Source organism: Serratia sp. Sp408, from assembly GCF_057180665.1.
The window spans coordinates 68833-95368 of the sequence record NZ_JBXUFT010000003.1 but is presented as its reverse complement, the minus strand read 5'-3'; the positions used below and the strand labels follow the sequence as shown (position 1 = coordinate 95368).

Here is a 26536-nt window from a genome sequence, read left to right as displayed (position 1 = left end):
AAAGCGCCGTTTTATGCCACAATACGCCGGTATTGCGTCACTTTTTGTAAGATGTGCATCACAATACGCGAGTATGATTTTTTACGCCATAGGCCACAATGCGCTGCGTTTGGCGAGTGAAGGAAACCGCATTTCATGACGTCGTTTATACTCAGCCCTGATGAATGGTTAACCCGCGAAACGCACTTTGCCGCTTTTGCGACCGGGCCATTGCTGGATTTCTGGCGGCAACGCCAAGAGGGCGAGTTCAGCGGCGTGGGCGGCGTGCCGATCCGCTTTGTGCGTTTCAGTTCTTCGCGTCATCAGCGGGTGGTGGTGATCAGCCCCGGCCGCATTGAAAGCTACGTTAAATATCCGGAAGTCGCCTACGATCTGTTTCACTGCGGTTACGATGTGATGATCCTCGACCACCGTGGTCAGGGGCGTTCCGGCCGTTTACTGGCGGATCCCCACCGTGGTCATGTGGTAAACTTTGCCGATTACGTTGAGGATTTCAGCCGTTTTTACCAGCAGGAAGTGGCACCGCTCGGCTATCGGCAACGGGTTGCGTTGGCGCATTCGATGGGGGGCGCGATACTGGCTCAGTTTTTGGCTCGCCAGCCGCAGGCGTTTGACGCAGCCGCGCTGTGCGCGCCGATGTTCGGTATTATATTACCGATGCCGGGCTGGATGGCGAGCCGCATCCTCAACTGGGCGGAAAAACACCCCGGCATCCGTGATTACTATGCGGTCGGTACCGGCCAGTGGCGGCCATTGCCGTACGTGGTCAACATGCTGACCCACAGTCGCGAGCGCTATCGGCGCGCGGTACGCTATTATGCCGATTATCCCGAGCTACAGTTGGGTGGGCCGACCTACCACTGGGTGCGGGAAAGTATACTGGCCGGGCAACAGGCGATTGCCGGCGCAGCGCAGATCACCACGCCACTCTTATTATTGCAAGCCAGCGAGGATCGGGTGGTCGACAACCGTTCCCATCGGGCTTTTTGTCAGGCATTGTCAGACGCGGGGCACCCTTGCGAGGGGGAGAAACCGCGGGTTATCAACGGCGCTCGCCATGAGATCCTGTTTGAGCGGGACGCGATGCGCGCCGAAGCACTGAACGCAATCCTGCGTTTCTTTGCTCAACACTTAGGTGGTAACCCTACCGCCGACAACTCCATCAGAGGTTAGAACATAACGCTATGTATCACGTCGTCGCTTCCGATTTGGATGGCACGCTGCTATCCCCCGACCATACGCTGTCGCCTTACGCCAAAGAGACCCTGAAGCTGCTGACCCAGCGAGGCGTTCACTTTGTTTTCGCTACCGGCCGCCATCACATCGACGTTTCGCAGATCCGCGACAACCTTGAGATCAGCGCCTTTATGATCACCTCCAACGGCGCGCGGGTGCATAACACCGCCGGTGAACTGATCTTCAGCCACAATCTGGACAGTGATATTGCGCGCGATCTGTATGGGATGAAGTACAACGATCCGGATATCACCACCAACGTTTATCGCAACGACGACTGGTTTATCGACCGCGAAAGCCCGGAGCAAAAAGAGTTCTTCCGCGAATCGGTCTTCAAGTACCAGCTGTTTGAGCCGGGCCTGCTGGAGACCGATGGGGTATGCAAGGTGTATTACACCTGTGACGATCATGACAAGTTGCTGACGCTGGAAGATGCCATCAATGCGCGCTGGGGCGACCGGGTCAACGTCAGCTTTTCGTTCCCGACCTGTCTGGAAGTGATGGCCGGCGGCGTGTCGAAGGGCCATGCACTGGAAGAAGTGGCGAAGATCATCGGCTATTCGCTGAAGGAGTGCATTGCGTTTGGCGATGGAATGAACGATTTGGAAATGCTGTCGATGGCAGGCAAGGGCTGCATCATGCGCGACGCGCATCAGCGCCTGAAAGACAAGCTGCCGCAGTTGGAAGTGATCGGTTCCAATATTGACGACGCGGTGCCGCACTATCTGCGCGAGATGTTTCTGCGCTAATAGCCGGGGCGCCAAAGCGCCCCGTTTTTTTATTGATGCTGCCCCTGTTTTTGCAGGAACTGCACGCCCTTGTCCGGGAAGTCGGTGAAGACGCCGTCAACGCCGGCCTGGTTGTAAATCACCTGGTACAACTGGTTTACGTCGGTAACGTATTTCGGCAGCGCGTCGGCGCGAATGGTAAACGGATGCACTGCCAGCTTGCTGGCGTGCGCCTCTTTCACCATGTCGGTCAGCACGACGTGGCCAGGTTTGGAAAGATCGGCGTTTACCAGCATGTGATAGTCCGGCCCGATACCATCGGCGTACTGGGCGATCTGCTTCATTGCCCCCGGCTTGAACATCCAGTCATAATCGTAGTTGACCCAGCTGCCATCGGCCTTTTGCTCGTAAGTCTCGTTCCAGTCGGTATAGGCGATCAGCTGCACCAGCTTCAGATCCATACCCATCTTCGGTTCCAGCTGGTTCTTGATGCGTTTGAGCTCGTTGGCATCGAAGCATTGCAAATACACGTTGTCGTTCTTGCCGGTGTAACCGTATTGCTTCAATACCGCCAGCACCTTGCTGGAAATGTCCTTGCCTTCCTGCCGGTGGAACCACGGCGCCTTGATTTCCGGGTAAATGCCGATGTTCTTGCCGGTGGAGTGATTCAGTCCCTGTACGAATTCGATTTCTTCCTGGAAGGTATGCACGCGGAAGTCCGACTTGCCCATCGGAAAACGGCCCGGGTAGCTCTGTACCTGCTTACCGTCCTTGATGTCAAAGCCTTCGCTGAACTTCAGCGACTTGATTTCCGCCAGCGTAAAGTCGATGGCGTAGTAACGACCGTCTTTGCGTGCGCGATCCGGGAAGCGTTGCGCCACGTCGGTGACCCGATCGAGATAGTGGTCATGCAGCACCACCAGTTGGTCGTCCCTGGTCATCACCAGATCCTGCTCGAGGAAATCGGCGCCCTGGGCATAGGCCATGGCTTTTGCCGGCAGGCTGTGCTCTGGCAGGTAGCCGCTGGCGCCACGGTGGGCGATCACCACCTTGTCGGCAGCCTGGGCGATACCGCCGATCGACGTCGCTAACATGATCCCTGTCAGCAGGGCTTTGACATGAGTCCGCATAATCTTCTCCATGAGTGGGCAGGGTAGTAAAAAGGCCGCAGAGCGGCCTTGATATAATGCGTTATTTCTGTGACGGTTAACCGCGTTTGGCTGCAATGGCCGCGTGGTGTTTTCTTTCGCTGATCATGGTCAGCAGCAGCAGTAATACTGCACCGATGCTGCCGCCGATCATCACCATAAAGCCGCCATCCCAACCGAAGAAGTCAACGGTATAGCCGACGATGGCGCTGGCCGCGACCGAGCCGCCCAGATAACCGAACAGTCCAGTGAAGCCAGCGGCGGTGCCGGCGGCTTTTTTCGGTGCCAGCTCCAGCGCGTGCAGGCCAATCAGCATCACCGGGCCATAGATCAGGAAGCCGATGGTGATCATGCATGCCATATCGATGCCTGGGTTGCCGACCGGATTGAGCCAGTAAATGATGGTGGCGATGGTCACCAGTGTCATAAAGAACACGCCGGTAGCGCCGCGATTACCCTTGAACACCTTGTCCGACATCCAGCCGCACAGCAGCGTGCCCGGAATACCGGCGTATTCATACAGGAAGTAGGCCCAGGACGATTTATCCAGCGCGAAGTGCTTCACTTCCTTCAGGTAGGTCGGCGACCAGTCCAGAATGCCGTAACGCAGCAGATACACGAACACGTTGGCGACGGCGATGTACCACAGCAGTTTGTTCGGCAAAATATACTGCATGAAGATTTGCTTGGCGGTCAGCTCTTCTTCCGCTTTTTCCGAATAGTCGTCCGGGTAGTCGTTTTTGTACTCTTCGATCGGCGGCAGCCCACAGGACTGCGGCGTATCACGCATCAGCGCAAAGGCGATCAAGGCCACCAGAATCGCACCGAAGGCCGGCATGTACAGCGCAGCGTGCCAGTCGTTGAACCAGGCCATCCCCAGCAGGAACAGCAACGGTGGCAAGCCCCCGCCAACGTTATGGGCGCAGTTCCACACCGAAACGATACTGCCGCGTTCTTTTTGCGACCACCAGTGCACCATGGTACGGCCACACGGCGGCCACCCCATGCCCTGGAACCAGCCACAGAGGAACAGCAGCACGAACATCACGGCAATGCTTGAGGTCGCCCAGGGCACGAAGCCCATGAACAGCATCACGGCAGCGGCCAGAATCAGGCCGGCCGGCAGGAACACCCGTGGGTTGGAGCGGTCGGAAACCGAACCCATGATGAACTTGGAAAAACCGTAGGCAATGGAAATACCGGACAGTGCGAAGCCCAGATCGCCACGGCTGAAGCCCTGATCGATCAGATAAGGCATCGCCAGGGTAAAGTTTTTACGCACCAGATAGTATGCGGCGTAGCCGAAGAAGATCCCCAGAAAAATTTGCCAGCGCAATTTGCGGTAGAGCGGATCTACCTTATCGAGCGGCACACGGGAAATGTGTGCAGCTGGCTTGAAAATACTCAACATGAACGCCTCCGATGGCTTTATCGTTTATTGCATCCCGGGCAGAAAAGATGGCGGGATGATTGAGCGGATATCAATGTGTCGTTTTTTGTTCCATAACGAACGTCATGCTAGTCAAAACCCCTGGATGGCTCTGTGATGCATGGCGCAATTGTTACACTTTTATGAAACTGCGGCGGATTTTGAGCGATTCGTTAACGTTATGAAATAGAAAAACCTAAAAAAGTCGTGATGATGATCACAATCATGGTTTTTTATGGACATTTTTCTTTCGTTTTAGGTTCGTTATTGTTCCTTATCAAACAAAGACCGCACTGACTGTGGCTCAATAGCGCCAAACCGGCAATCTGGGGAAGGGTGGATGAGCAACAGTTCAGCGGTGAGCGAAACGGATGTGATCATTATCGGCGGCGGCGCTACCGGCGCAGGGATCGCTCGCGACTGCGCGCGCCGCGGCCTGCGCTGCCTATTGCTGGAGCGCCATGATATTGCCACCGGCGCGACCGGGCGAAATCATGGACTGCTGCACAGCGGGGCGCGCTACGCGGTTACCGACGGTGAGTCGGCGCGTGAATGCATCGAGGAAAACCGCATTCTCAAACGTATCGCCCACCACTGTATTGAACCCAGCAACGGTCTGTTCATCACCTTGCCGCAGGATTCGCTGACCTATCAGCAGACGTTTATCGCCGCCTGTCAACGCGCCGGGATAAACGCCGAAGCCATTGACCCTGGTGAAGCGCTGCGCCTGGAACCGGCCGCTAATCCGGCGCTGATCGGCGCGGTGAAAGTGCCGGATGGCACCGTTGACCCGTTTCGCCTGACCGCCGCCAATATGCTGGATGCGCGCGAGCATGGCGCACAGATCCTGACCTATCATCAGGTGATCGGCTTACTGCGCATGGGCGATCGCGTTAACGGCGTGCGCGTTTACGACCATAAAAATCGTCGGCAGTATGAAATTCGCGCCGAGGTGGTGGTTAACGCCGCCGGAATCTGGGGCCAGCAAATTGCCGAGTACGCCGATCTGCGCGTGCGCATGTTCCCGGCCAAGGGCGCCTTGCTGATCCTGGGCCATCGCATCAACAACATGGTGATCAACCGCTGCCGCAAGCCGGCAGACGCCGACATCCTGGTGCCGGGTGATACCATTTCGCTGATTGGCACCACCTCAACCCACATCGATTACGATCAGATAGACAACATGGCGGTGACGCCACAGGAAGTGGACATCCTGCTGCGTGAAGGGGCACTGCTGGCGCCGACGCTGGCACAAACCCGCATTTTACGCGCCTATGCCGGCGTGCGACCGCTGGTGGCCAGCGACGACGATCCGTCGGGCCGCAACGTCAGTCGCGGTATCGTGCTGCTGGATCATGCCGCCCGCGACGGTCTGGAGGGTTTTATTACCATTACCGGCGGCAAGCTGATGACCTACCGGCTGATGGCGGAGTGGGCCACCGACGCGGTGTGCAAAAAACTGGGCGTTGCTCCCCCCTGTACCACCGCACAGGATGCGCTGCCCGGCTCGCGCCAGTCGGCAGAGGAAACCGTTCGCCGCGTGGTGGCGCTGCCGGCGAGTATTCGCGGCTCGGCTGTCTATCGACATGGCGATCGCGCCAGCCAGGTACCGGCCGGCGACCGGCTGGCCAACAGTCTGGTCTGTGAATGCGAAGCGGTGACCGCCGGCGAAGTGCGCTATGCGGTCGATTCGCTGACGGTGAACAATCTGGTCGATCTGCGCCGCCGTACCCGCGTCGGTATGGGGACCTGTCAGGGCGAACTGTGCGCCTGTCGTGCCGCGGGATTACTGACGCGTTTCAACGTCACCACGCCGCAGCAATCGCTCACCCAGTTATCGCATTTCCTCAATGAGCGTTGGAAAGGGGTGCAACCCATAGCCTGGGGCGATGCGCTGCGTGAAAGCGAGTTCACCGGCTGGGTCTATCAGGGATTATGCGGACTGGACGCACGCGGCGACGCTAAGCAGGAGGCGGACGATGCAATTTGATGTGGTTGTGATCGGTGGTGGTCTGGCTGGCTTAAGCTGTGCCGTTGGCCTGGCCGAAAGCGGTAAGCGCTGCGTGGTGGTCAGCTCGGGTCAGAGCGCGCTATATTTTTCCTCTGGTTCGCTGGATCTGTTGGCGCAACTGCCGGACGGTACGCCGGTGGCGGCACCGCTGGAAGCACTGCCGGCGTTGGCGCAGCAGGCGCCGCAACATCCTTACAGCCTGATGGGGGCGGCGCAGGTCGCCACGCTGGCGGGAGAGGCTGAGCGGTTGCTGCAACGCTGTGGTCTTCGGTTGTACGGTGACAGCCGGCGTAATCATCTGCGCATTACGCCGCTCGGCACGCGCCGCGCCACCTGGCTCAGCCCGCAGGCGGTGCCGACCACGCCGTTGGATGGCGATCTGCCCTGGCGCAGTATCGCGGCGATCGGCATCGAGGGTTTTCTCGATTTCCAGCCGCAAATGGTCGCCAGTTCGCTGTCACAGTCGTTAGGCGTGCATGCCACGGTAGGTCATCTGCATCTGCCGGCGTTGGATCGGCTACGCAATAATCCCAGCGAGTTTCGTGCGGTGAATATTGCCCGACTGCTCGACTTACCGCAGCACGGTGCGGCGCTGGCAGAGGAAATCCAACGCCTGGCCGGCGACGCGCAGGCTGTTTTGCTACCGGCCTGCCTCGGACTGGAAAGCGATCGGCCGCTGGCGGTGTTGCAACAGACGCTGGGTAAACCGGTATGCCTGCTGCCGACCTTGCCGCCATCGGTGCTCGGCATGCGCCTGCATCAGGCGCTACGACAACGTTTTCAACAGCTGGGCGGTATGGTGATGCCGGGAGACCGGGTATTGCGGGCAGAAATCGCTGGCGGCCGGGTCACCGGCCTGATGACCCGCAACCACGGTGATATTCCGCTGCGGGCGCGGCAGGTGGTGCTGGCCAGCGGCAGCTTTTTCAGCAATGGGCTGGTGGCCGATCGTCAGCGGGTATATGAGCCGGTGTTCGGGCTGGAGGTGTTCAGCAAAGCAGATCGCGCCGAGTGGACCCGGCGCGATCTGTTTGCGCCTCAGCCGTATCTGCAATTTGGCGTCCGGACTGACGCTCGGTTGCGCGCCTTGCATCAGGGCCAGGCGCTGGAAAATCTGTACGCGATTGGTGCGGTGGCCGGCGGCTACGACCCGTTGCAACAAGGCTGCGGCGCCGGTGTGTCGTTGCTCGGCGCATTATATGTCGCGCAACAGATTGTGGCGCAGGGAGGATCGGCATGAGCCTGTCAAAAGACAACAGTTTTGAAAATTGCATCAAATGCACCGTCTGCACTACCTACTGTCCGGTGGCCAAGGTCAACCCGCTGTACCCCGGGCCAAAACAGGCCGGGCCGGACGGTGAACGCCTGAGACTGAAGGATCCGGCGCTGTATGACGAAGCGCTGAAATATTGCACCAACTGTAAGCGCTGCGAAGTGGCCTGCCCGTCGGAGGTCAATATCGGCGATATCATCCAGCGTGCGCGCGCCAGTTTGAGCCAAAGCAAGCCGACGCTGCGCGATGCCATTCTCAGTCATACCGATATCATGGGCTCGCTGTCGACGCCGTTTGCGCCGATCGTCAACGCCACTACCGGCCTGAAGCCGGTGCGCAAACTGCTGGACAAGGCGCTGAAAATCGATCACCGGCGCACGTTGCCGAAGTATTCTTTCGGCACCTTCCGCCGTTGGTATCGCTCGCAGGCGCAGCAGCAGGCGCGGTATCGTGAGCAAGTGGCGTTCTTCCACGGCTGTTTCGTCAACTACAATCACCCGCAACTGGGCAAGGATCTGATCGCGGTATTCAACGCGATGGATATCGGCGTTCAGCTGTTAAAGCGTGAGAAGTGTTGCGGCGTGCCGCTGATCGCCAATGGCTTTATCCAACAGGCGAAAAGGCAGGCCAACGTCAATGCCGACGCGCTGCGCCATGCGGTGCTGGAACAGGGCATGCCGGTGGTGGCAACCTCGTCGAGCTGCACCTTCACGCTGCGCGACGAATATCCCCATTTGCTCGAGGTCGACACCTCCGCGGTGCGTGACCGGGTGGAACTGGCGACGCGCTACCTTTATCGCCTGCTCAGCCAGGGGAGAACGCTGCCGCTGAACCCTACGCCGCTGCGGGTGGCTTACCACACCCCGTGTCATATGGAAAAAATGGGCTGGACCGCCTATACGCTAGAGCTGTTGCGGCAGATCCCCGGACTGGAACTGATCGTATTGGAGTCGCAGTGTTGCGGTATTGCCGGCACCTATGGCTTTAAATCGGAAAACTACGACACTTCGCAGGGCATTGGCGCGGCGCTGTTCCGCCAGATTGAACAAAGCGGGGTAGATTTGGTGGTAACCGATTGCGAAACCTGCAAATGGCAGATTGAAATGTCGACCGGCAAACGCTGTGAACACCCGATCACCCTGTTGGCTCAGGCGCTGGCGTAAGTGGCGCGGAATGAACGGGGCAGCGTAGCGGCCCCGGGTTTACGGCGTTAGTTTCAGCGTGCCGGTGAGGCACGCTGGACTTATGGTTTCAGTTTCAGCGTACTGATGATGCTTTCCGCTTCGGTTTGTGCCTGCTGTTGGTTATCCGCCGGCAGCGTCACCTGGATGGTCAGCAGCTGGTTATCCAGCGTACCGATCAGGATCGAGGAGTAGGCTTTCTCGCCGCCGCTGGCAATGATGCTGTCCAACTGGCGCAACGGCACGCCGTCAATTTCAATCGCCTTGTTGGTGACCACCTGCAGGTTGGCATCACGCGAACGCTGCTTTTCTTCCAGGCGTTGTGCCAGGGTTTCCAGCGAGTCGGCGGTTTTATCGCCCAGAATGACAATCAGCGCACGCTGGCCGGTGGTGTCGGCGTAAACGTGCATATTATTGGCCTGGTTGCCCAGCTTGCCGCTCTGATCGGACATGCCGGTGGGCAGGGTAAAGGCCAGTTTACCGTCCAGTAAGTTTACCTGTTGTCCAGCGGCGGCGCTGGCGGCGGCATCGCCGGCTGGCGCGGAGGTGTCTTTGGTTTCGCCATCGCAGGCCGCAAGGCCGAGAACTAACAGGCCGATTCCCATCAATGTTGCTACTTTACGCATTGGGCTTCCTTCTTCCTTTACAGGTATGGTGTCTCTGTCCGATCGCAACGTATTCCGCCGTGAAATGCAAGCTGGAAGTTGTCAGCGGGTTTTCTCCAGTAATAGCCGATAATCAGCGACTTCGCCTTTCTTTTCCAGTTCAACAATCCGATAACCGTTATCGATCAGCAGCATCAGCATGCCGCGAAACTGATTGCGGGTTTTTACCGTCAGCCGCCGAATTCGGGGATGCGTTGATACAGCGGGGCAATCTCTTCCAGCGTGGCGTGACGGATGATCAGGGTCATGGCGGTCTCGGTGTGCTCGTGGGCCGCCATGATAACCGAATCGGCAGGTTAACTCAGTTGCAGCGAACCGTCCGGATTGCGGTTCGCCAGACGCTTGAGCAGCATGTTGAGCAGTACGCCGTACATCGGCAGGAAGAATATCAGGCAGATAAGCACCTTGAAGCTGTAGTCCACCAGCGCGATCTCCACCCAGTTAGCGGCCATAAAGGCGTCGCTGCTTTTGTAGAAGGCAATGAAGAAGAACGACAGCGTATCGCTGATATTGCCGAGGAACATCGCGGCGGCGGGAGCCACCCACCAGGCGCTGCGCTGACGCAGGCGGTTGAAGACGTGAACATCGAGGATCTGACCAAGCACGTAGGCCATAAAACTGGCCACGGCGATACGCGCCACAAACAGGTTAAATTGGCGCAGTGCGGCAAAGCCTTGCCATTCCCCCTGATAGGTGACGGTTGAAATCACATAGGAGATAAACAGCGCCGGCACCATCACCGCAAGAATGATCCTGCGAGCCAGAGGCGCGCCAAAAATGCGCACGGTGAGATCGGTCGCCAGGAAGATAAACGGGAAGGTAAATGCGCCCCAGGTGGTATGGAAGCCGAAAACGGTAATCGGCAACTGCACCAGGTAGTTACTGGAGGTGATGATGACAATATGGAATAACGATAGCCATACCAGCGCGTTCAAGCGCTGTTGAGCGGTAAATGCGTACATAACTGACCTTTTTGAAAAATGGGGTGAGGGAACCCATACTCGCCATAGCCGGAAGCAGGCTTGCTGCGCTTGCAATCTACGTTGAGTATATGACCAAAAAATCGTGGCGCGATAAATTTTCCGCGCGGCGGCATGATACGCGTTTGCGCAACCAATGCAATGAAATAAACGGTTAAAATACACGCAAACGTTAACGTCCCTTGCACAGAAAAAACACCGGCGTAAACTATAGCGCTATACGATCCGGCGAGCGTTCGCCGATCGAATTGATCGAGACAAACTGCATGACTGATATTTTTTCCGAGGCTGACCAAACCCTCGATGCGCTTGGCCTGCGCTGCCCGGAGCCGGTGATGATGGTGCGCAAGACCGTTCGTCATATGGATAACGGCGAAACGCTGCTGATTATTGCCGACGATCCGGCCACTACCCGCGATATTCCCGGCTTCTGTCGCTTTATGGAACATACGCTGGTGGCGCAGGAAACCGAACGCGCACCCTACCGCTATCTGCTGCGCAAAGGCCTCTAAGCGACGGCAGCGCTGCGGGGTTAAAACGCAGCGCTGCTGGTAAATGCCTGGGGTTTCCCCGCTCGCCAATTCGCTACGCCAGGCTGACGGTTGCCGGCAGCCTGGCGGGGTTATCAGCGGATTATTGCCGGTTTTTCAATAGTCGCAATGCGTTCAACGTCACCAGGGCGGTCGCGCCGGAGTCGGCCAGCACCGCCAACCACAGGCCGGTCAGCCCCAACAGACTGGTGATTAGAAACACGCCTTTCAGCCCTAATGCGATGGTGATGTTCTGCCGGATATTGGCATGGGTCGCGCGTGAAATACGCACCATTTCCGCGATGCCCAGCAGCCGGTTGTGGGTCAGCGCCGCGTCGGCGGTTTCCAGCGCGACATCGGTACCACTGCCCATGGCGATGCCAATACTGGCTGCCTTCATCGCCGGGGCATCGTTGATGCCGTCGCCAATCATCGCGGTGGGCCGCAACAGGCTCAGTTGATTCACCGCGCTGACCTTGTCTTCCGGCAACAGTCCGGCGCGGTAATCCAACCCCAACTCGCCGGCGATAGCCGCTGCGGCGCGCGGGTTGTCGCCGGTCAGCATCACGCCATTGATACCCAACTGTCTCAGTGCCGCGATCGCCTGACCTGCATCGCTGCGCAGCGTATCGCGCAGTGCCAGCAAGCCGAGTGGTACGCCGTCTGCCAATACCACCACGGCGGTTTTTCCGGCGTTTTCCAACTGCTCGACCCGATTTTGCCACGGGTCAGCAAGCAGGCCGGCGGCGACCTTGGTCGGCGCGCCGATCAGTATGCGTTGCCCGTCTACCTCGCCTTCTACCCCCATACCGACCAGCGCACGGCGATTGGCTGCCGAAGGCAGCAGGCCACCGTTGCCTTCGGCGTGGCGAACGATCGCCTGCGCCAGCGGATGGTGCGAGCCGGCCTCAACCGCGGCGGCCAGCGCCAACAGGCGTTGCCGATCGACATCGCCAATCGGCAGCACGTCAGTTACCGTCGGTTTGCCCTCGGTCAAGGTACCGGTTTTATCAAAGGCGATGGTCTGCACCTGGCCCAACTGTTCCAGCGCTGCGCCGCCTTTGATCAATGCGCCACGCCGCGTGGCGGCCGCCAGACCGGAGGTGATCGCCGCTGGTGTCGAAATGACCAGCGCGCACGGACAGCCAATCAGCAACAGCGTCAGGCCACGATAAATCCAGGTTTCCCATGGCTGTGCGAACAGCAGCGGCGGCAGCAGGATCACCGCTACCGCCAGCAGCATGATCGCCGGGGTGTAATAACGGCTGAAACGGTCGAGGAAGCGCTCGATGGGCGCGCGGCGTTCTTCCGCTTCTTCAATCAGTTGCAGGATGCGATCGATGGCATTGTTGCCCGGTTCGGAAACCACTTTCATTTGAGCTGCCTGATCGACCGACAGGCTGCCCGCCGCCACTTTCTCGCCCTGTTGGCGTTCGACCGGTACCGACTCGCCGGTCAGCGCGCTTTCATCAAAGCTGGCGAACGGGTTGATCAGCTCGGCGTCGGCCGGCAGGCGGGCGCCAGGGGCGATTTCAATCACATCTCCGGGGCGCAGGCTGGCGACCGGCACCCGCTGCCGCTGTTCGCCGCGGATCAGCAAAGCATCCTCCGGCACTAGCGCCATCAGGGCGCTAATGCCACGACGTGCACGGCTGGCGGCGTAGGATTCCAGCAGTTCACCGACCATAAACAGCAGCAGTACCATCGCCGCTTCGGCAGTGGCGCCGATAAATAGCGCGCCGATGGCAGCGACGCTCATCAGCGTTTCGATGGCAAACGGCGTACCGCTACGGATCAGACGCAGCGCTTTGCTGGCGATCGGCGCCAGCCCCACCAGCGTGGTGGCAATGAATGCGATGCGGCCAAACTGCGGGTTAACGGCGTTCAGCGCCCAACTGATGACCATCAGCGCGGCCATCAACAGTAACGGGCCGTACTCAACCAGCCGCGATGGGACGACCACCGTCTTTGCCTGCTCACCGATACCGAGCAGGGTAAAGCCAGCCTTGCCGACCGCGTCTTGCACGCGCTGGCTGATATCGCTCTGCGCGTCGACCACCAGCTTTTCGGTAGCGAACAGCACGCGAGCGCTGTCCACACCGGGGATGGCAGTGACGGCATTTTCTATTTTTTGCGCACAGCTTGGGCAATCCATGCCGTTGACTTTCCAACTAAAACGCTGACTGCCGGAAGGGGGAACAGCGGCCAGCCTGTCGCTTTCTTCGTCCGGATCTGCGGGATCGCCGCTGCTGCAACACTGCGTGCTTTGGCATGATGGCGGCTGCGTCGTTTGCTGCGCGTCTACCGTCGTGGGTTGTTCGCTGCTGCAGCCGTGTTGGGCTTTGGCATGGTCATGGCCGCAGCCACAACCGCTGTCGTTATGACTGTGTGAATGTGTGTGTGGTGATGGACGTGTCTGCATAATGCCCCCTTCGGCAGTTAGTGATGCTCACCTTGCCGACTGTACACCCTGGAGCCAACTCCAGAGTCAAGCAGCGGGATGAGAATAATTCCGACTACCGACAAAGTCTGACAGTAGGGCGAGCAGGCTGTAGCGGCGTGGGTTGCCGGACAAATGTGCCGGCAGCAAATTTGCAGAGCTTTTTTCCGGCTGGCCGGTCGGGGAGACGCAGGGATATGTTCCATCGTGCAGCGCCAGCTGTGGGTATTTTCCTCCAATGGAGCGACGTTGTTATCAACCTCAATAATTCTCACCGCGTCGCCGCAAACCCCCAGGCGATATTAATTAGTTCATCAGGTTAATAATAAAAATTTATTAACTTATTCCGTTTGTGTGACATGCGCGTTTTTACAGAAAAATGCCAGCATGATTCTCTATGGCTGTAATCGGCATTTTTATTGGCTCTTATTGCCAACATAGACAGATTAAACTGCCGAATCTGTGTAAACAGTGTAAATAAGTAGTTTAAATAACCTTCGTTACATCAATAAAAAGTCATTTATTTTGTGTGGTGTTTTATTGTCCTGCCTATACTTGGAAACGATTACCATTTGGGATGGTGATCTTATTTTCTGATTGTTATGCATTAATTCCGTATTTACCACTGCCGTGACTGGCAGATTAACCCCTTTCTTACCGGTAACGGCAGGTCTTCTGCGTCCGAAAGGAAGGTTATCTCTATCTGTTTGATCGTTAACGATCGAATAATGAGTGGAATCGAACCCATGCAATCGACAAAAAAGGCAATAGAAATTACTGAATCCAACCTCGCTGCGACCACTACCGGCTACGATGCCGTTAATGATCTGCTGCACTATCATCAGCGAGGCAATGGCATTCAGATTAATGGCAAGGACTCATTTACTACCGAGCAGGCCGGGCTGTATATCACCCGCTCCAATCAGACCTGGAATGGCAAAGGCGTGTTTGATACGCCGGTGAAATTGACTTACGCTTTCCCGGACTACGCATTCAATTCGGCTAACGCCGGTGGCGATCGCGGATTGAGCAAGTTCAGCGTTGAGCAGCAGCAGCAGGCGAAGCTGTCGCTTCAGTCCTGGGCTGACGTCGCCAATATTACCTTTACCGAGGTTTCCGGCAGCCAGAAGGCCAATATCACCTTTGGCAACTACAGCCAGGATCAGTACGGTAACACCGACTATGACACCCAGGCCTATGCCTGGCTGCCGGGGTCGGGTAACGTTTCCGGCCAGAGTTGGTACAACATCAACCAGTCCAACATCCAGCACCCAGCCTCCGAAGACTATGGTCGCCAGACGTTTACCCATGAAATCGGCCACGCGCTGGGGCTGAGCCACCCGGGTGACTATAATGCCGGCGAAGGCAACCCGAGCTACAAGGACGTCAGCTATGCCGAAGATACGCGCATGTTCAGCCTGATGAGCTATTGGAGCGAAACCAACACCGGCGGCGATAATGGCGGTCATTACTCTGCGGCTCCGCTGCTGGATGACATTTCTGCCATTCAGCATTTGTACGGTGCCAATATGTCGACACGTACCGGAGACACGGTGTATGGCTTCAATTCCAATACCGGTCGTGACTTCCTCAGCACCAGCAGCAACGCGCAGAAAGTGATTTTTGCCGCCTGGGATGGGGGTGGCAAAGATACCTTCGACTTCTCCGGTTATACTGCCAATCAGCGTATCAACCTGAACGAGAAATCGTTCTCGGACGTTGGTGGGCTGAAAGGCAACGTGTCGATTGCTGCGGGCGTGACGATTGAAAACGCCATTGGCGGTTCCGGCAATGACGTGCTGGTGGGCAACCAGGCCAATAACCTGCTGAAGGGCGGCGCCGGTAACGACGTGCTGTTCGGCGGCGGCGGGGCCGATGAGCTGTGGGGCGGCGCGGGCAGTGATATCTTTGTGTTCGCCGCTGCCAGCGATTCCAAATCGGGCGCAGCCGACTGGATCCGCGATTTCCAGAAGGGCATCGACAAGATTGACCTGTCGTTCTTCAATCAGGGTGCCGAAGGCGCTGACTTTATCAAGTTCGTCGACCATTTCAGCGGTGCGGCGGGCGAAGCGCTGTTAACCTATGATGCAACCAGTAACGTCAGCGATCTGGCATTGAACCTCAGCGGTCAGCAGACGCCGGACTTCCTGGTGAAAATTGTCGGACAGGCGGAAATTGCTACCGACTTTATCGTCTGATTATTGGCGGTGTACCGTGGGCCGGTTCGCCGGCCCCTACCAGTTAACCAGCGAGTCGTTGATGATAAAACGCATTTTCTACGCTGCCATGATGGCGGGCAGCATTTTAATGACAGGAGTGGTTATGGCCAGCAGTCTGGTTCTTCCTTCCGCACAGAGTCTGGCGGGACAATGGCAGTTAGCCAACGGTGAACGGCAATGTCGGCTGGAGTTGCTGGCCGATACGCAACGCGAGACCAATGGTTATCAATTACGCGATCGACAGCGGTGTCTGAAGGCGATATTCAACGCCGAGGTTATCGGCTGGCGCGCGGCCCCGGACGGTATCGCATTGCTGCAGACCGACGGCAGCACGCTGGCGTTCTTTTCGCGCGACGGTGAGGTGTATCGCCATCCGATTGGCGCCGCCGATGGCCTGACGTTGACGCCGCTGCGCTGAGCGGCAGGGTTCGCTGGCGCGAACCCGTCGGCAGTCTACAAAAACAGCGAGCGAACGATCAGGAAGTGGCCGCCAAAGTAGCACAGGGCCACCACGGCGTCGGCAGCGCGGAACTGCAGGCGATAGCGGTTCAGTAGCCATACCACGTTGGCCAGCAGCAGTAGCGAGGTACCCGCCAGCAGCGAGAAACCGTAATCGGTGCTGCGCAGGAAATACTGTTCCCCCGCCAGCCATACCATCAACAACGTCATGGCGACATAGGCGGTGATGGCCCATTTCAGCGCCGCCAGGCGTGTCCATATGGTGGCCAGTAACAGTGCGCCAACGATCAACAGCGTCAGCGGCAATGGCCAGAACAGGCTGAAGGTCATTTGGCTGGCGAAACTCAGGGCGTAAAGCAGTTGCGAAAGGAAAAAAGCGCCGATGGCGTACAATACGCGCTCGCGCGGCAGCAGTAGCAGTGCGTCGCCGACCAGCGTGGCCAGCAACCCGAGAACGATCAGATAACCGGCCGGCCCCAGCACTGGCGCTTGCCAGGCCAGCAGCAGTAATAGCAGCAGGGTAACCGGTTTGAACACCCAGCGCTGCCAGCGTGGGCCACGGTAAGCCGCATCAACGAACAGCCAACCGGAAAAGAATACCGCAAGGAATGGCCAACTCATATGTCTTCCTTATTCATTGCGGACGCCGCAGATTGCCGGCGCCCAATATTGTCATTGGTGTCACGTCTTCAGTGTAGCCTCATGCCCGGAGTGTAGCCTGGCAGCGGGCGGCATGGCTGCATGAACTTTACTCTATTTTGCAGCCGGTCGAATACCGGGTATCGCGATCCACGCTGGGGTTATCGGATAATCACCGTTGCGTCATGACCTGAGGCAAAGCTGGGCAGAGGGGCGGAAGGCTGGCTGGCTGGGTAACTGGGGTGTTGCGGCAAAAAGTGACAACTCCCATCGGGGATGAGGAGGGAAAGGAATTGTCACCGAGTAGTAACGCCAGCAACACAGCAAGGCGTTCGGCGTGGGTTAGCGGCTCAGCGCCTGTTGCGCTTCGGTCAGTTCTTCTTTGGCGGAGGCGAGTTTCTTCTCTTTTTGTTTAATCTTCTTCTGGCTACCGGTTTCGCGTGCATTCTGCAATTCATGCTCGCGCTCGGCAACCTTGCTTTGTTTTTCGGCGACCTTGGCCTGCCGTTGGCGCAGCAGTCCGTCATCGGTGCAGTGGCGTTCGGTTTCGTCCAGCGCTGCCTGCAGGCCGGCGACCTGGTGCGTGTTGTTATGCGCTTTGGCATAGCCGATCTGATATTCGATTTCTGCGCGTTTGGCGGCGCAGCCGGTGAGGGCATCGGCTGCCGACGCCACGGAGGAATAACCGAACGCGGCGACGAGGGCAAAGATTCCAGCGGTAACGTGGTGTTTCATAATTAACAGCTCCTTGTTGTGGTAAAAACAGCAGTGTGGTCGCGCTTATTTAAATAATTATTAAACGGCATTTGGGCTTTAGATTTAATTAGAACGCGGAATGTATTTGAACGAATACTTTGCCTGATGATTATTGTATTTTCGTCAGAATGGCATTCTGGCAAACATCAGCGACTTTATATTCTCTGCCTGGCGCTGGCTTAATGATTCATTAAGCATGATTAGCGTGAGGCTGTGTGGCCTGGACGCGTAAAACCGCCGCTATCAAGCCAATTGATGACAATCCGCAACACACCACGGGCAGTGATTTGATTCAATTCACTTCAAAAGTTAAACCTTGCGTGAGGGCGTGGCGCTGGCGGGGCTTCAACGCCCTGTGGGCCTTGGCTGTTCGGCTGTCGCGCATTGCGAAAGCGCTCGCTGACGTTGATGTGCTGCACGGTGCATGCAACCGGCGCCAGTAGGAAAAACAGCACAGGATGAGATATTGAGAATAAATGATAAAAGATTAATCCTCTTATTTTCCTTATGCTGCTACTCAATAGAATCCCATGATATCTAACTAAAATTAGTTTAATGGCGAAATAAAAAACCCATTGTTACTCTGCGTCACGCTTTCGGTAAGACCGCATTAGGGTGTTATCGGGCGAGAGTATCTAAATGCATTAACGCGTAAGCGCATTAATCCCAATGAAGCGGCAAATGATTGCCGCAATATTCACGTGCACATGACGTGCTAAATGAAAAGGAAAGCGATAAATGAACAAGAACATGATGGCCATGGCTATGGCAGTGACTGCGGCATTGGGCATGTCTTCTGCTTCTGCCGCTGATGGCCAGATCAGCTTCACCGGTGAAATCATTGATGCCGCCTGCCAGGTGGTCAATAGCGTCAGTGCACCGCTGGATGTCACCCTGGGCAAGGTCTCCAAGACCGCGTTCAGCGGTGCCGGCTCCACCGCGGCACCGACCAAATTCACCCTGCAACTGAAGGACTGCCCGGCCACCGCCAAGAGCGCCACGGTGAAATTCGACGGCACCGCAGCTGACAACACCAATGACGCGCTCGCGGTGACCGGTGGCGCGACCGGCGTTGGCATCCAGTTGACTGACGTCTCGCAGAATGTCTTGCCGCTGTTCTCACAATCTGCTGCCTACCCGCTGAAGTCTGGCGCAGCAGAGGTTAACAACCTGGACTTTGTGGCGCGCTATGTGGCCACCGCAGCGACCGTTGGCGTTGGCCCGGCCAACGCCGTCGCCAATTTTACCATTAATTACAACTAAGCCCGTTGTCCCCTGCCTGGTGCAGGGGCATTGCGTTGTGAGCCGGCGGCATATGCCGTCGGCCGTTTGCTTAAATCCCAATTTCTTCAGCGGAGCGGTAAATAATGAATGTTTGGTCAAAAACGCTGGTAGCCGCATTACTGACGGCGGCGAACGTAGCACAGGCTGGTGTGGTTATCGGCGGCACCCGACTGGTGTATGACGGCGGCAAGAAGGAGGCTTCACTGAGCGTCAGCAACCCGGACAGCGTGCCATACCTGCTGCAGTCCTGGGTCGAGCCGCACAACGGCGGCGTTGAGAAAGCCCCCTTTATCATCACCCCGCCGCTGTTCCGGCTGGATGGCAGCCAGGAGAACGTGCTGCGCGTAGTCCGTGCCGGCGGCAATCTGCCGGAAGATCGCGAATCGCTGTTCTGGATGAACATCAAATCCATTCCCTCCGCAGCCAAGGACGAAAACAAAAACACTCTGCAAATCGCGGTCAAGACACGCATCAAGCTGATTTATCGGCCAAAGGGACTGAAGGGCAACCCGGAGGCGCTGGCGTCGCAGTTGACGTGGCAGCGTAGCGGCAACCAGCTGCTGGTCAGTAACCCGTCGCCATTTTATATGAACCTGCAGTCGGTCACCGTGGGTGGCAAAGAGGTGCCTGACGCCACCTACGTTGCGCCAATGAGCAGCGCGAGTTTCTCTCTGCCGGCCGGCGTTAGCGCTGGTGCGGTGCAGTGGAAGATCATCAATGACTACGGCGGCATCGGCCCGGTGCATAGCGGCAAAATTTAAGCCAGCTGACACCCGCATACCCTAAAGACAACGCACTCCACAGGCGGTGGCATTGCAGGAGGCAGGCGCGATCGGCGCCTTGCAGGTAACGGAGCATACGTACGGATGAAAAACACATTGAGTCGCAGCGGGAGAGGCACGCCTTTAGCAATCACGCGTCTGGCCTGCCTGATTGCTGCCCAGCTTGCATTGACCGGACTGCCGTTGAACGCACAGGCGCGAGATTACTTTAATCCGGCGTTGTTGCAGCTTGACAATCCACAGCAGGGCAGCGTCGATCTGTCGGTATTTGAAGATGGCGAAAGCCAGGCGCCGGGCAGTTATCGGGTGGATATCGCTATTAACGACCAGCCGGTCGATACCCGTGACGTGGTGTTTACCCTGCAAAAAGGGGCCGACGGTAAAGCCAGCCTGCAGCCCTGCCTGAGCGTAAAAGCGCTGGCAGAGATGGGCATCAGAACCGAGCTATTCCCGGCACTGGGCGACGACGGTCGCCAATGTGCCGACTTAACCGCCATCCCTCAGGCCAGCGCACAGTTTCGCTTCAGCAAACAGCAGCTGTTGTTAAGCATCCCACAGGCCGCACTGGCGCTGATGGCGCGCGGCTATGTGCCACCGTCCCAATGGGATGACGGTATCCCGGCGCTATTGCTGAACTACAGCGCCAGCGGCGCCAACAATTATGCCCGCGGTGGGGCAGGCAAAAACAGTAACAGTCAGTTCCTTAATCTACGGCCGGGTATCAACCTTGGCGCATGGCGGCTGCGTAACTACACCACCTATAACCGCAGCGGCGACGGGCAGGATAAATGGTCGACGGTGTATACCTACGCGCAGCGCAACATTGCGACGTTGGGCAGCCAGTTGACGCTGGGGGACAGCAGTTCGCCGGCGGAGGTATTCGACAGCGTGCCGTTCCGTGGCGCGCAACTGGCCTCCGACGACGATATGTTGCCGGACAGCCTGAAAGGCTACGCGCCGGTGGTACGTGGCATTGCCCGCAGCAACGCGCAGGTGATTATCCGCCAGAACGGCTATGTGATTTACCAGAGTTACGTTGCACCGGGAGCATTTGCCATCACTGATATGTACCCGACCGGCGGCAGCGGCGATCTGTACGTCACCATCAAGGAAGCTGACGGCAGCGAACAGAAAATGGTGGTGCCGTTTGCCTCTCTGCCGGTGCTGCAACGTGAGGGGCGCTTCAAATACAGCCTGACCGGCGGGCAGTATCGTTCTTATGACACCAGCATCGATCAAACGCCATTTGGCCAGGGGACGGCGATTTATGGCCTGCCGCATGGTATGACCGTTTACGGCGGCGGCCAGTTTGCCGACCATTATCAGTCGTTGGCGCTGGGGGTGGGTAAAAACCTTGGCGATTACGGTGCGCTGTCGGCCGATGCCACCCAGGCGTGGTCGGTTCAAAAGGATCTGCCCAGCGAGCAAGGCCAGTCGTGGCGCCTGCGCTACAGCAAAAACATCGTGCAGAGCGGCACCAACTTCGCCATTGCCGGTTATCGCTATTCCACCGCCGGCTATTACAGCCTGCAAGAGGTGCTGGACACCTATCGCGACGGCCGTAACGCGCCGTTGGCGGAACGGCGCCGCAACCGTGCGGAGATGACGGTTAGCCAGAGTCTGTGGGAGGGCGCCGGTTCACTCAGCCTGAGCCTGGTGAGTGAAGACTACTGGAACAGCGATCGCAAGATGCAGTCGTTTGGCGCCGGCTACAACAACAGCTGGAACGGGATCAGCTACGGCCTGAACTACAGCTATAACCGCAACTCGGCCGGCAGTGGCAACGGCAACCGAGTGTATGACAAAGACCAGCTGTTTGCGTTTAACGTCAGCGTCCCTCTGGATCGCTGGCTGAGTAATACCTATGCCAGTTACAACCTCAATACCAGCAAGCACGGCGGCACCACCCATAACGCTGGCATCAATGGTACGGCGCTGGCGGACAACAACCTCAGTTGGAGCCTGCAACAGGGCTTTGGCAATAAGGGCATTGGCAACAGCGGAAATATGAACGCCGATTACCGAGGCACCTATGCGGAAGTCACCGCCGGTTATGGCTATGACCGCAACAGTCGACGCCTGAGCTACGGCCTGCAGGGCGGCATTATTGCCCATGCCAATGGCGTCACCTTTGGCCAACCGCTGGGGGAAACCATCGCGCTGGTGCAGGCACCGGGCGCCGACGGCGTTGGCGTTAGCAATCAGACCGGGGTGAAGACCGATTGGCGCGGTTACGCCATTGTGCCGTACGTCAGCCCATACCGTAAAAACAGCATCGGCTTGAACACTGAAACGCTGCCGGATGACGTGGATCTGGCGCAAACCAACCAGACGGTGGTACCAACGCGCGGTGCGGTGGTGCGGGCCAGTTACAGCGCCAGCGTCGGCCAGCGGGTGCTGATGACGCTGCTGCGTCAGGGCGATACGCCGGTGCCGTTCGGCGCCACGGTCACCGATCCGGCCGCCACGGCAGCGCAGGGCTTTATCGTCGGCGACGGCGGCCAGGTCTATCTGACCGGCCTCAACGCCGGCGGCTCGTTGCAGGTGCAGTGGGGTAAAGGCGCCGGCGAGCAGTGCCGGGTGGATTACCGCCTGCCACAGGCACAGCCGCAGAGCGGTGTAACGATGGTTAATGGACGGTGCAGGTGAATAATATGAAATTTACCCTTGTAACGTTATTTATAAAGATAGGCGTGGCAATGGCTGGGCTAATCAGCGGGCATAATGCCACTGCGGGCAGTTGTAGCCCTATCAGCCTTAGTTCAACCATAACCATACCGCCTATCGTGGTGCAAAGAGATGTTCCTATTGGTACTCTTATTGGCTCGGCGTCGCTACCCGCGAAGAAAATATATAGCTGCAGTGGTGCTGCCAGTGTGGAGGCGTTTATTGGGATCAAAGCCTACGGCACAAAAGTTGCCTCCGCACCAACCGGGGCGTCTTTATTTAGCACTAACATACCGGGTATTTCTTATAGCGTTGAAGCCATGTATCCAGGGGGAGGGATATTAACAGTAAGCGATCCAAATAATATGAAAAATTTGTATTGGACCGGTCCAGCGGCAAATATTTCATCCATGAATGACGGACCGATCGGTTTTGGCGTGGGAATCTATAAAACCGGCCCTACGGGTTCTGGTATCGTCTCGGCGAAACAGGTCAGTGCCGGTATCGCCAAAGTGGATAATGCATGGCAAACAGAACATGATGTTTTTATATCCTCCTTTAATGTCACCACTCTGGCCTGTGCCATCAGCGCCAGTAATATCAGCGTGCCATTGGGTGACGTGCTGGTGACAAAGTTCACCGGCGTTGGCGCCACGCCGGTAACCAAGGGATTTAACCTGGGGCTTAACTGCGACGCCAATGCCAAGGTCAACGTCTCATTAAGCGGCACTGCCAATAGTGATATCGCTAATAGCGATATTCTGGCGCTAACCAATGCTGGAACGGCAGGGGTAGCCGACGGGCTTGGGGTGCAGATTTTATATAATGGAGCGCCACTAAAGCGAGATACCAATCTGTTATTAAAAACCTCTGCCGGCGGCGTGGAAACCTTGCCGTTTAGCGCCCGCTATTACCAAACTAAAAGCACAGTAAAACCAGGCAAGGCCAACGCCAGTGCGACGTTTAACCTGACGTATCAATAGGTCGAGACCGTCAGTTATTTCCCTAACCAAGGATAAATGGGGCGGCGTTAATATCCGTCGATATTTAATGGAGAGAATAATGAATCATAATTTTCGCATGTCGCTTGCCGGTTTGATACTGGGAGGGAGCCTGACTGGTGTTGCCAATGGCGCAGATCCGGTCACTATTAATATTACCGGCAATATCATTGCCGCTCCTTGCGTGGTTGATGGGGCTAACAGCGTTAATGTTGATATGGGAGACGTTCCAGCAGTTGATCTGGCTACTGCAGATTCAGCCTCTCTATGGCAGGCTTTCAGAATATCAGTGAAAAATTGCCCTGCAGGTACAACCAAAGTCACGGCCACTTTTAGCGGTACGCCAGCGCCGGATGCTCCTTATAGATATATAAACACCGGAACAGCTACCGGAGTTAGTATCGCACTGGCTAGAGATACTGCTCTAAATTTGGCTAATGGGGCTACTTGGACGGTTAATGTCGACGGCAGCCGTTCAGCAAGCTGGCCAATGCGAGCACGCATGGTTGCAATTAAAGGCAATGCTACACCTGGCACCGTAAAGGCGGTGGTGGTAGCCACACTCACCTATCAATAAAAATTTGGATATATAACGATTGATTACCTAATGATGCTCACTATTACCAAACCAAAAGCACAGTAAAACCGGGCAAGGCCAACGCCAGTGCGACGTTTAACCTGACGTATCAATAGTGCGAGACCGTTAAATATTCTCCTGAACAGGGATGAATGGGGCGGCGTTAATATCCGCCGATATTTTATAGAGGAAATAACCATGAATAGGCATGTGCGTTTTTCTTTGCTCTGCTTAATTACCGGTATCGCCGCCATAGGTATTGCCAATGGCGCCGATCCGGTCACTATCAATATTACCGGTAATGTCATTGCCGCTCCTTGTGTGGTTGATGGAAATAACAGCATTAATGTTGATTTAGGGGAAGTTCCGGCCCCGGAACTGTCAGCCGTCGATAGTTCCACTCCTTGGAAAAGCTTTAACCTCATGGTGAAGAATTGTCCAGCAGGTACATCTAAGGTGACTGCAACGTTTAGTGGTACGCCCGATCGTGATGGTCCTTTATGGCGGTATTTAAATACAGGGACGGCGAAAGGAATAGGTGTAGAGCTAGCTAAAGTTGATAGTAATACCAATCTACCTAACGGAACAAACTGGGTCGTTAATGTAGATAGTAGCCGTTCAGCAACCTGGTCGATGCGCACGCGGATGGTTGCAATGAAAGGCAATGCAACACCCGGCACCGTAAAGGCGGTGGTGATAGCCACGCTTACCTATCAATAAATCGGGGAGGGATAGCTATGTCTCATCTAATTATTGTGGCTTTACTGGGGTATGCCTGTCTGCTTTATGGCACGGCGATGGCTGCCGAGATCAACATTAGCGGCGTGGTGGTAGCCAATACCTGCATGGTGGACGCCGCCAGCCTGGACGTCGATCTCGGTGACGTTCCACTCGCCGCTCTGCAGTCAGCCGGTGATGCGGGGCCGTTAAAAGAGTTCGCGCTTAAGGTAATCAATTGCCCGGTCAGTTTTAATGGGCGCAGCGTGTACGCTCGGATCAAAGGTACTGCCGATCCGGACTCAGCGCGTTTATACATCAATAATGGTACTGCCGCCGGAGTCGCCGTGGAGCTAATGTCCGACGGTGGTGCCACTGTTTTACCACCCTCAGGCGTGACTTATAGTGGCGGCATCAAAAATCAGCAGGCTAGCTGGGGCATGAGTGCACGCATGGTGGCAACAACAGGTAACGCCACGCCCGGTAGCGTCAAGGCGGTTGCGCTTGTCAACTTCGAGTATAGATAAATTTCGACGGGAAGGAAAACCCCTATGTCTCACCTAACCACAGTGACCTGTCTGGTGATCGGTAGCCTGCTGAGCTGCGCCAGCATCGCGAGCGAAATCAATATTACCGGCAGGGTATTTGCCAGCCCGTGCCAGATTGATAGCGGCTCGGTCAGCCAGACGGTGGAGTTCGATCAGCTGCGTGCCTCGGAGCTGAAAACCGCCGGTGCCGCCAGCGACTGGAAAAACGTTAACGTCAAGCTGGTGAGCTGCCCGGCAACTACCAGCCAGGTGACCGTCACCTTTGACGGTAGCCGATCTGCAACTGATGCGTCGCTGTACGCCAACCAGTTAGCGACGGGCGCTACCGGTATTGCATTGCAGGTGGCGCAGCAGGCTGATACCAGCAAAGTGCAGGGGCCGGGCAGCAGTATGACTGCGGCAGTGAATGCGCAGCGGGTCGCTATTTTCCCGCTGGCTGGCCGTCTCTATAACCTCAATGGCAACGTCGGCGCAGGGAAGTTCAGCAGCATGGTGCTGATGAGCATGACGTATCAGTAAACAACTGGCCATACGCCTGATGGTTGATAAATATGGGCACCATTCTATTACGCATCTTGGGCAAGTTAGACGACTATCTATCGCCAGAGGTATTACTGTTGGCTTTATTGGCACCGCTGTTATTAACCGGCATGGCAACCATTGTCTGGTATTTATTGCGCCTGATTGCCAGCTACGGCGTTCGGCGCGCTGTGAGCTCCGGCCAGCTGCAGCCGTCTGCACGCCGATTTGTTGGTAATAGCCGCCGCCCTCCGCGGGTAACGGCTACAACGGTAAGTAACGTCAAAGCACCGGCGGTAGCGGCGTTGGCACGATCGGCCGTTCTGGCAATCAGTAGCCCACAGGGCAGAAAACCGATTGACGGTATTTGCCAGCCTCTGGCGGTGATTAGATTACGTTAGACTGAATTAGAAGTAAAAATAGATAATTCAGAGTGAAGTGACTAACGATATAAAATCTGTTTTTGAATTTATTTTATTCATCATTTAAATCACTGTACCTGAGGGTATGGCTGAAAAATAATAAAGAGCCGAGAATTTTCCGTCGGCAGGTATTGCCCCATTAAAATTGCTGGGTTGCCTGCTAAACGTGAGGCAATCTCGCGACGTGCCGAGATGGGTTAGCGAGGTTTTCGCTGCAGGTAGCGGCGTCGGTGGCTTGCCGCAGTTGCTGCGTGTCACGCTGAGGTAATGAAGCTATTAGCCTTGGCACAAGCATTACCAGGGTATTCATAGCGACAGAAAAACT

The 26536-nt window shown here is 56.7% G+C and carries 24 protein-coding genes and 1 pseudogene; 17 read left to right on the top strand and 8 right to left on the bottom strand.

Annotated elements, in window-relative coordinates; translation table 11 throughout:
- The first annotated feature begins 135 nt into the window (after positions 1 to 135).
- Together pldB and yigL are read left to right on the top strand one after the other, a co-directional pair.
- Positions 136 to 1173: a lysophospholipase L2 gene (pldB, locus tag AC2AXP_RS12865; RefSeq protein ID WP_004957417.1), complete on the top strand. Its 1038-nt coding sequence runs from the start codon at positions 136 to 138 to the stop codon at positions 1171 to 1173.
- A gap of 11 nt (positions 1174 to 1184) precedes the next feature.
- Positions 1185 to 1985: a sugar/pyridoxal phosphate phosphatase YigL gene (yigL, locus tag AC2AXP_RS12860; protein ID WP_004957418.1), complete on the top strand. Its 801-nt coding sequence runs from the start codon at positions 1185 to 1187 to the stop codon at positions 1983 to 1985.
- 29 nt (positions 1986 to 2014) lie between these two features.
- On the opposite strand, the gene glpQ is transcribed toward yigL, so the two are convergent.
- Positions 2015 to 3094, bottom strand: a complete 1080-nt coding sequence (glpQ, locus tag AC2AXP_RS12855) for a glycerophosphodiester phosphodiesterase (RefSeq protein ID WP_039991535.1) — start codon at positions 3092 to 3094, stop codon at positions 2015 to 2017.
- Between the two features lie 76 nt (positions 3095 to 3170).
- Complete coding sequence (glpT, locus tag AC2AXP_RS12850; protein ID WP_004957424.1) at positions 3171 to 4523, bottom strand: glycerol-3-phosphate transporter; 1353 nt, start codon at positions 4521 to 4523, stop codon at positions 3171 to 3173.
- A gap of 358 nt (positions 4524 to 4881) precedes the next feature.
- Here glpT and glpA point away from each other — a divergent pair, with 358 nt between their 5' ends.
- Genes glpA through glpC form a run of 3 tightly spaced genes read left to right on the top strand, consistent with a single transcriptional unit; the run spans position 4882 to position 8988 of the window.
- Entirely contained in the window at positions 4882 to 6531 is a 1650-nt protein-coding gene (gene glpA, locus AC2AXP_RS12845; RefSeq protein WP_088499814.1) for an anaerobic glycerol-3-phosphate dehydrogenase subunit A, read from the top strand.
- Positions 6521 to 7792: a glycerol-3-phosphate dehydrogenase subunit GlpB gene (glpB, locus tag AC2AXP_RS12840; RefSeq protein ID WP_004957437.1), complete on the top strand. Its 1272-nt coding sequence runs from the start codon at positions 6521 to 6523 to the stop codon at positions 7790 to 7792. The genes glpA and glpB overlap by 11 nt, the downstream gene beginning before the upstream one ends.
- Positions 7789 to 8988 carry an anaerobic glycerol-3-phosphate dehydrogenase subunit GlpC gene (gene glpC, locus AC2AXP_RS12835; RefSeq protein WP_004957439.1) on the top strand — a complete coding sequence of 400 codons (1200 nt, stop codon included), beginning with the start codon at positions 7789 to 7791 and terminating at the stop codon, positions 8986 to 8988. Before glpB ends, glpC begins: the two co-directional genes overlap by 4 nt.
- Before the next feature lie 80 nt (positions 8989 to 9068).
- Here glpC and AC2AXP_RS12830 read toward each other — a convergent pair whose 3' ends face one another.
- The 3 genes and pseudogenes from AC2AXP_RS12830 to AC2AXP_RS12820 form a co-directional block, all read right to left on the bottom strand.
- A complete protein-coding gene (locus AC2AXP_RS12830) occupies positions 9069 to 9632 on the bottom strand; it encodes a DcrB family lipoprotein (protein ID WP_039991537.1) in 564 nt (187 codons plus the stop codon).
- An 81-nt stretch (positions 9633 to 9713) separates the two neighbouring features.
- Positions 9714 to 9851, bottom strand: a pseudogene (locus AC2AXP_RS12825) (GNAT family N-acetyltransferase); the annotation flags it as partial.
- Positions 9852 to 9967: 116 nt separating this feature from the next.
- Positions 9968 to 10633, bottom strand: coding sequence for a 7-cyano-7-deazaguanine/7-aminomethyl-7-deazaguanine transporter (locus AC2AXP_RS12820; RefSeq protein ID WP_004957447.1), 666 nt, complete (start codon positions 10631 to 10633; stop codon positions 9968 to 9970).
- A gap of 284 nt (positions 10634 to 10917) precedes the next feature.
- Between AC2AXP_RS12820 and tusA the strand changes: the two genes are divergently transcribed.
- Complete coding sequence (gene tusA / locus AC2AXP_RS12815) at positions 10918 to 11163, top strand: sulfurtransferase TusA (RefSeq protein ID WP_004957449.1); 246 nt, start codon at positions 10918 to 10920, stop codon at positions 11161 to 11163.
- A gap of 121 nt (positions 11164 to 11284) precedes the next feature.
- On the opposite strand, the gene AC2AXP_RS12810 is transcribed toward tusA, so the two are convergent.
- Positions 11285 to 13603, bottom strand: a complete 2319-nt coding sequence (locus tag AC2AXP_RS12810) for a zinc/cadmium/mercury/lead-transporting ATPase (RefSeq protein WP_484381733.1) — start codon at positions 13601 to 13603, stop codon at positions 11285 to 11287.
- 764 nt (positions 13604 to 14367) lie between these two features.
- Here AC2AXP_RS12810 and AC2AXP_RS12805 point away from each other — a divergent pair.
- Together AC2AXP_RS12805 and AC2AXP_RS12800 are read left to right on the top strand one after the other, a co-directional pair.
- Entirely contained in the window at positions 14368 to 15819 is a 1452-nt protein-coding gene (locus AC2AXP_RS12805) for a serralysin family metalloprotease (RefSeq protein WP_039991543.1), read from the top strand.
- A gap of 124 nt (positions 15820 to 15943) precedes the next feature.
- Positions 15944 to 16258, top strand: a complete 315-nt coding sequence (locus AC2AXP_RS12800) for an AprI/Inh family metalloprotease inhibitor (RefSeq protein ID WP_449145504.1) — start codon at positions 15944 to 15946, stop codon at positions 16256 to 16258.
- Positions 16259 to 16293: 35 nt separating this feature from the next.
- Here AC2AXP_RS12800 and AC2AXP_RS12795 read toward each other — a convergent pair whose 3' ends face one another.
- Together AC2AXP_RS12795 and AC2AXP_RS12790 are read right to left on the bottom strand one after the other, a co-directional pair.
- Positions 16294 to 16920: a lysoplasmalogenase gene (locus AC2AXP_RS12795; RefSeq protein ID WP_004957466.1), complete on the bottom strand. Its 627-nt coding sequence runs from the start codon at positions 16918 to 16920 to the stop codon at positions 16294 to 16296.
- 360 nt (positions 16921 to 17280) lie between these two features.
- Complete coding sequence (locus tag AC2AXP_RS12790; protein ID WP_004957468.1) at positions 17281 to 17673, bottom strand: DUF1090 domain-containing protein; 393 nt, start codon at positions 17671 to 17673, stop codon at positions 17281 to 17283.
- Positions 17674 to 17909: 236 nt separating this feature from the next.
- On the opposite strand from AC2AXP_RS12790, the gene AC2AXP_RS12785 reads away from it, so the two are divergent.
- From AC2AXP_RS12785 to AC2AXP_RS12745, 9 genes are all read left to right on the top strand, one after another.
- Complete coding sequence (locus AC2AXP_RS12785) at positions 17910 to 18137, top strand: hypothetical protein (RefSeq protein WP_484381732.1); 228 nt, start codon at positions 17910 to 17912, stop codon at positions 18135 to 18137.
- A 295-nt stretch (positions 18138 to 18432) separates the two neighbouring features.
- Positions 18433 to 18957, top strand: coding sequence for a fimbrial protein (locus tag AC2AXP_RS12780; protein ID WP_449145505.1), 525 nt, complete (start codon positions 18433 to 18435; stop codon positions 18955 to 18957).
- A gap of 104 nt (positions 18958 to 19061) precedes the next feature.
- Positions 19062 to 19739, top strand: coding sequence for a fimbrial biogenesis chaperone (locus AC2AXP_RS12775; RefSeq protein WP_484381731.1), 678 nt, complete (start codon positions 19062 to 19064; stop codon positions 19737 to 19739).
- 105 nt (positions 19740 to 19844) lie between these two features.
- Positions 19845 to 22409: a fimbria/pilus outer membrane usher protein gene (locus AC2AXP_RS12770; RefSeq protein ID WP_449145507.1), complete on the top strand. Its 2565-nt coding sequence runs from the start codon at positions 19845 to 19847 to the stop codon at positions 22407 to 22409.
- A gap of 5 nt (positions 22410 to 22414) precedes the next feature.
- Complete coding sequence (locus AC2AXP_RS12765; protein WP_484381730.1) at positions 22415 to 23410, top strand: fimbrial protein; 996 nt, start codon at positions 22415 to 22417, stop codon at positions 23408 to 23410.
- A gap of 79 nt (positions 23411 to 23489) precedes the next feature.
- Positions 23490 to 24005: a fimbrial protein gene (locus AC2AXP_RS12760; RefSeq protein WP_484381729.1), complete on the top strand. Its 516-nt coding sequence runs from the start codon at positions 23490 to 23492 to the stop codon at positions 24003 to 24005.
- A gap of 198 nt (positions 24006 to 24203) precedes the next feature.
- A complete protein-coding gene (locus tag AC2AXP_RS12755) occupies positions 24204 to 24725 on the top strand; it encodes a fimbrial protein (protein WP_484381728.1) in 522 nt (173 codons plus the stop codon).
- Positions 24726 to 24742: 17 nt separating this feature from the next.
- The gene (locus AC2AXP_RS12750) at positions 24743 to 25249 is read left to right on the top strand and encodes a fimbrial protein (RefSeq protein ID WP_449145511.1); all 507 of its coding nucleotides are present in this window, start codon (positions 24743 to 24745) and stop codon (positions 25247 to 25249) included.
- 24 nt (positions 25250 to 25273) lie between these two features.
- Positions 25274 to 25789, top strand: coding sequence for a fimbrial protein (locus tag AC2AXP_RS12745; RefSeq protein WP_004957490.1), 516 nt, complete (start codon positions 25274 to 25276; stop codon positions 25787 to 25789).
- Positions 25790 to 26536 lie beyond the last annotated feature (747 nt).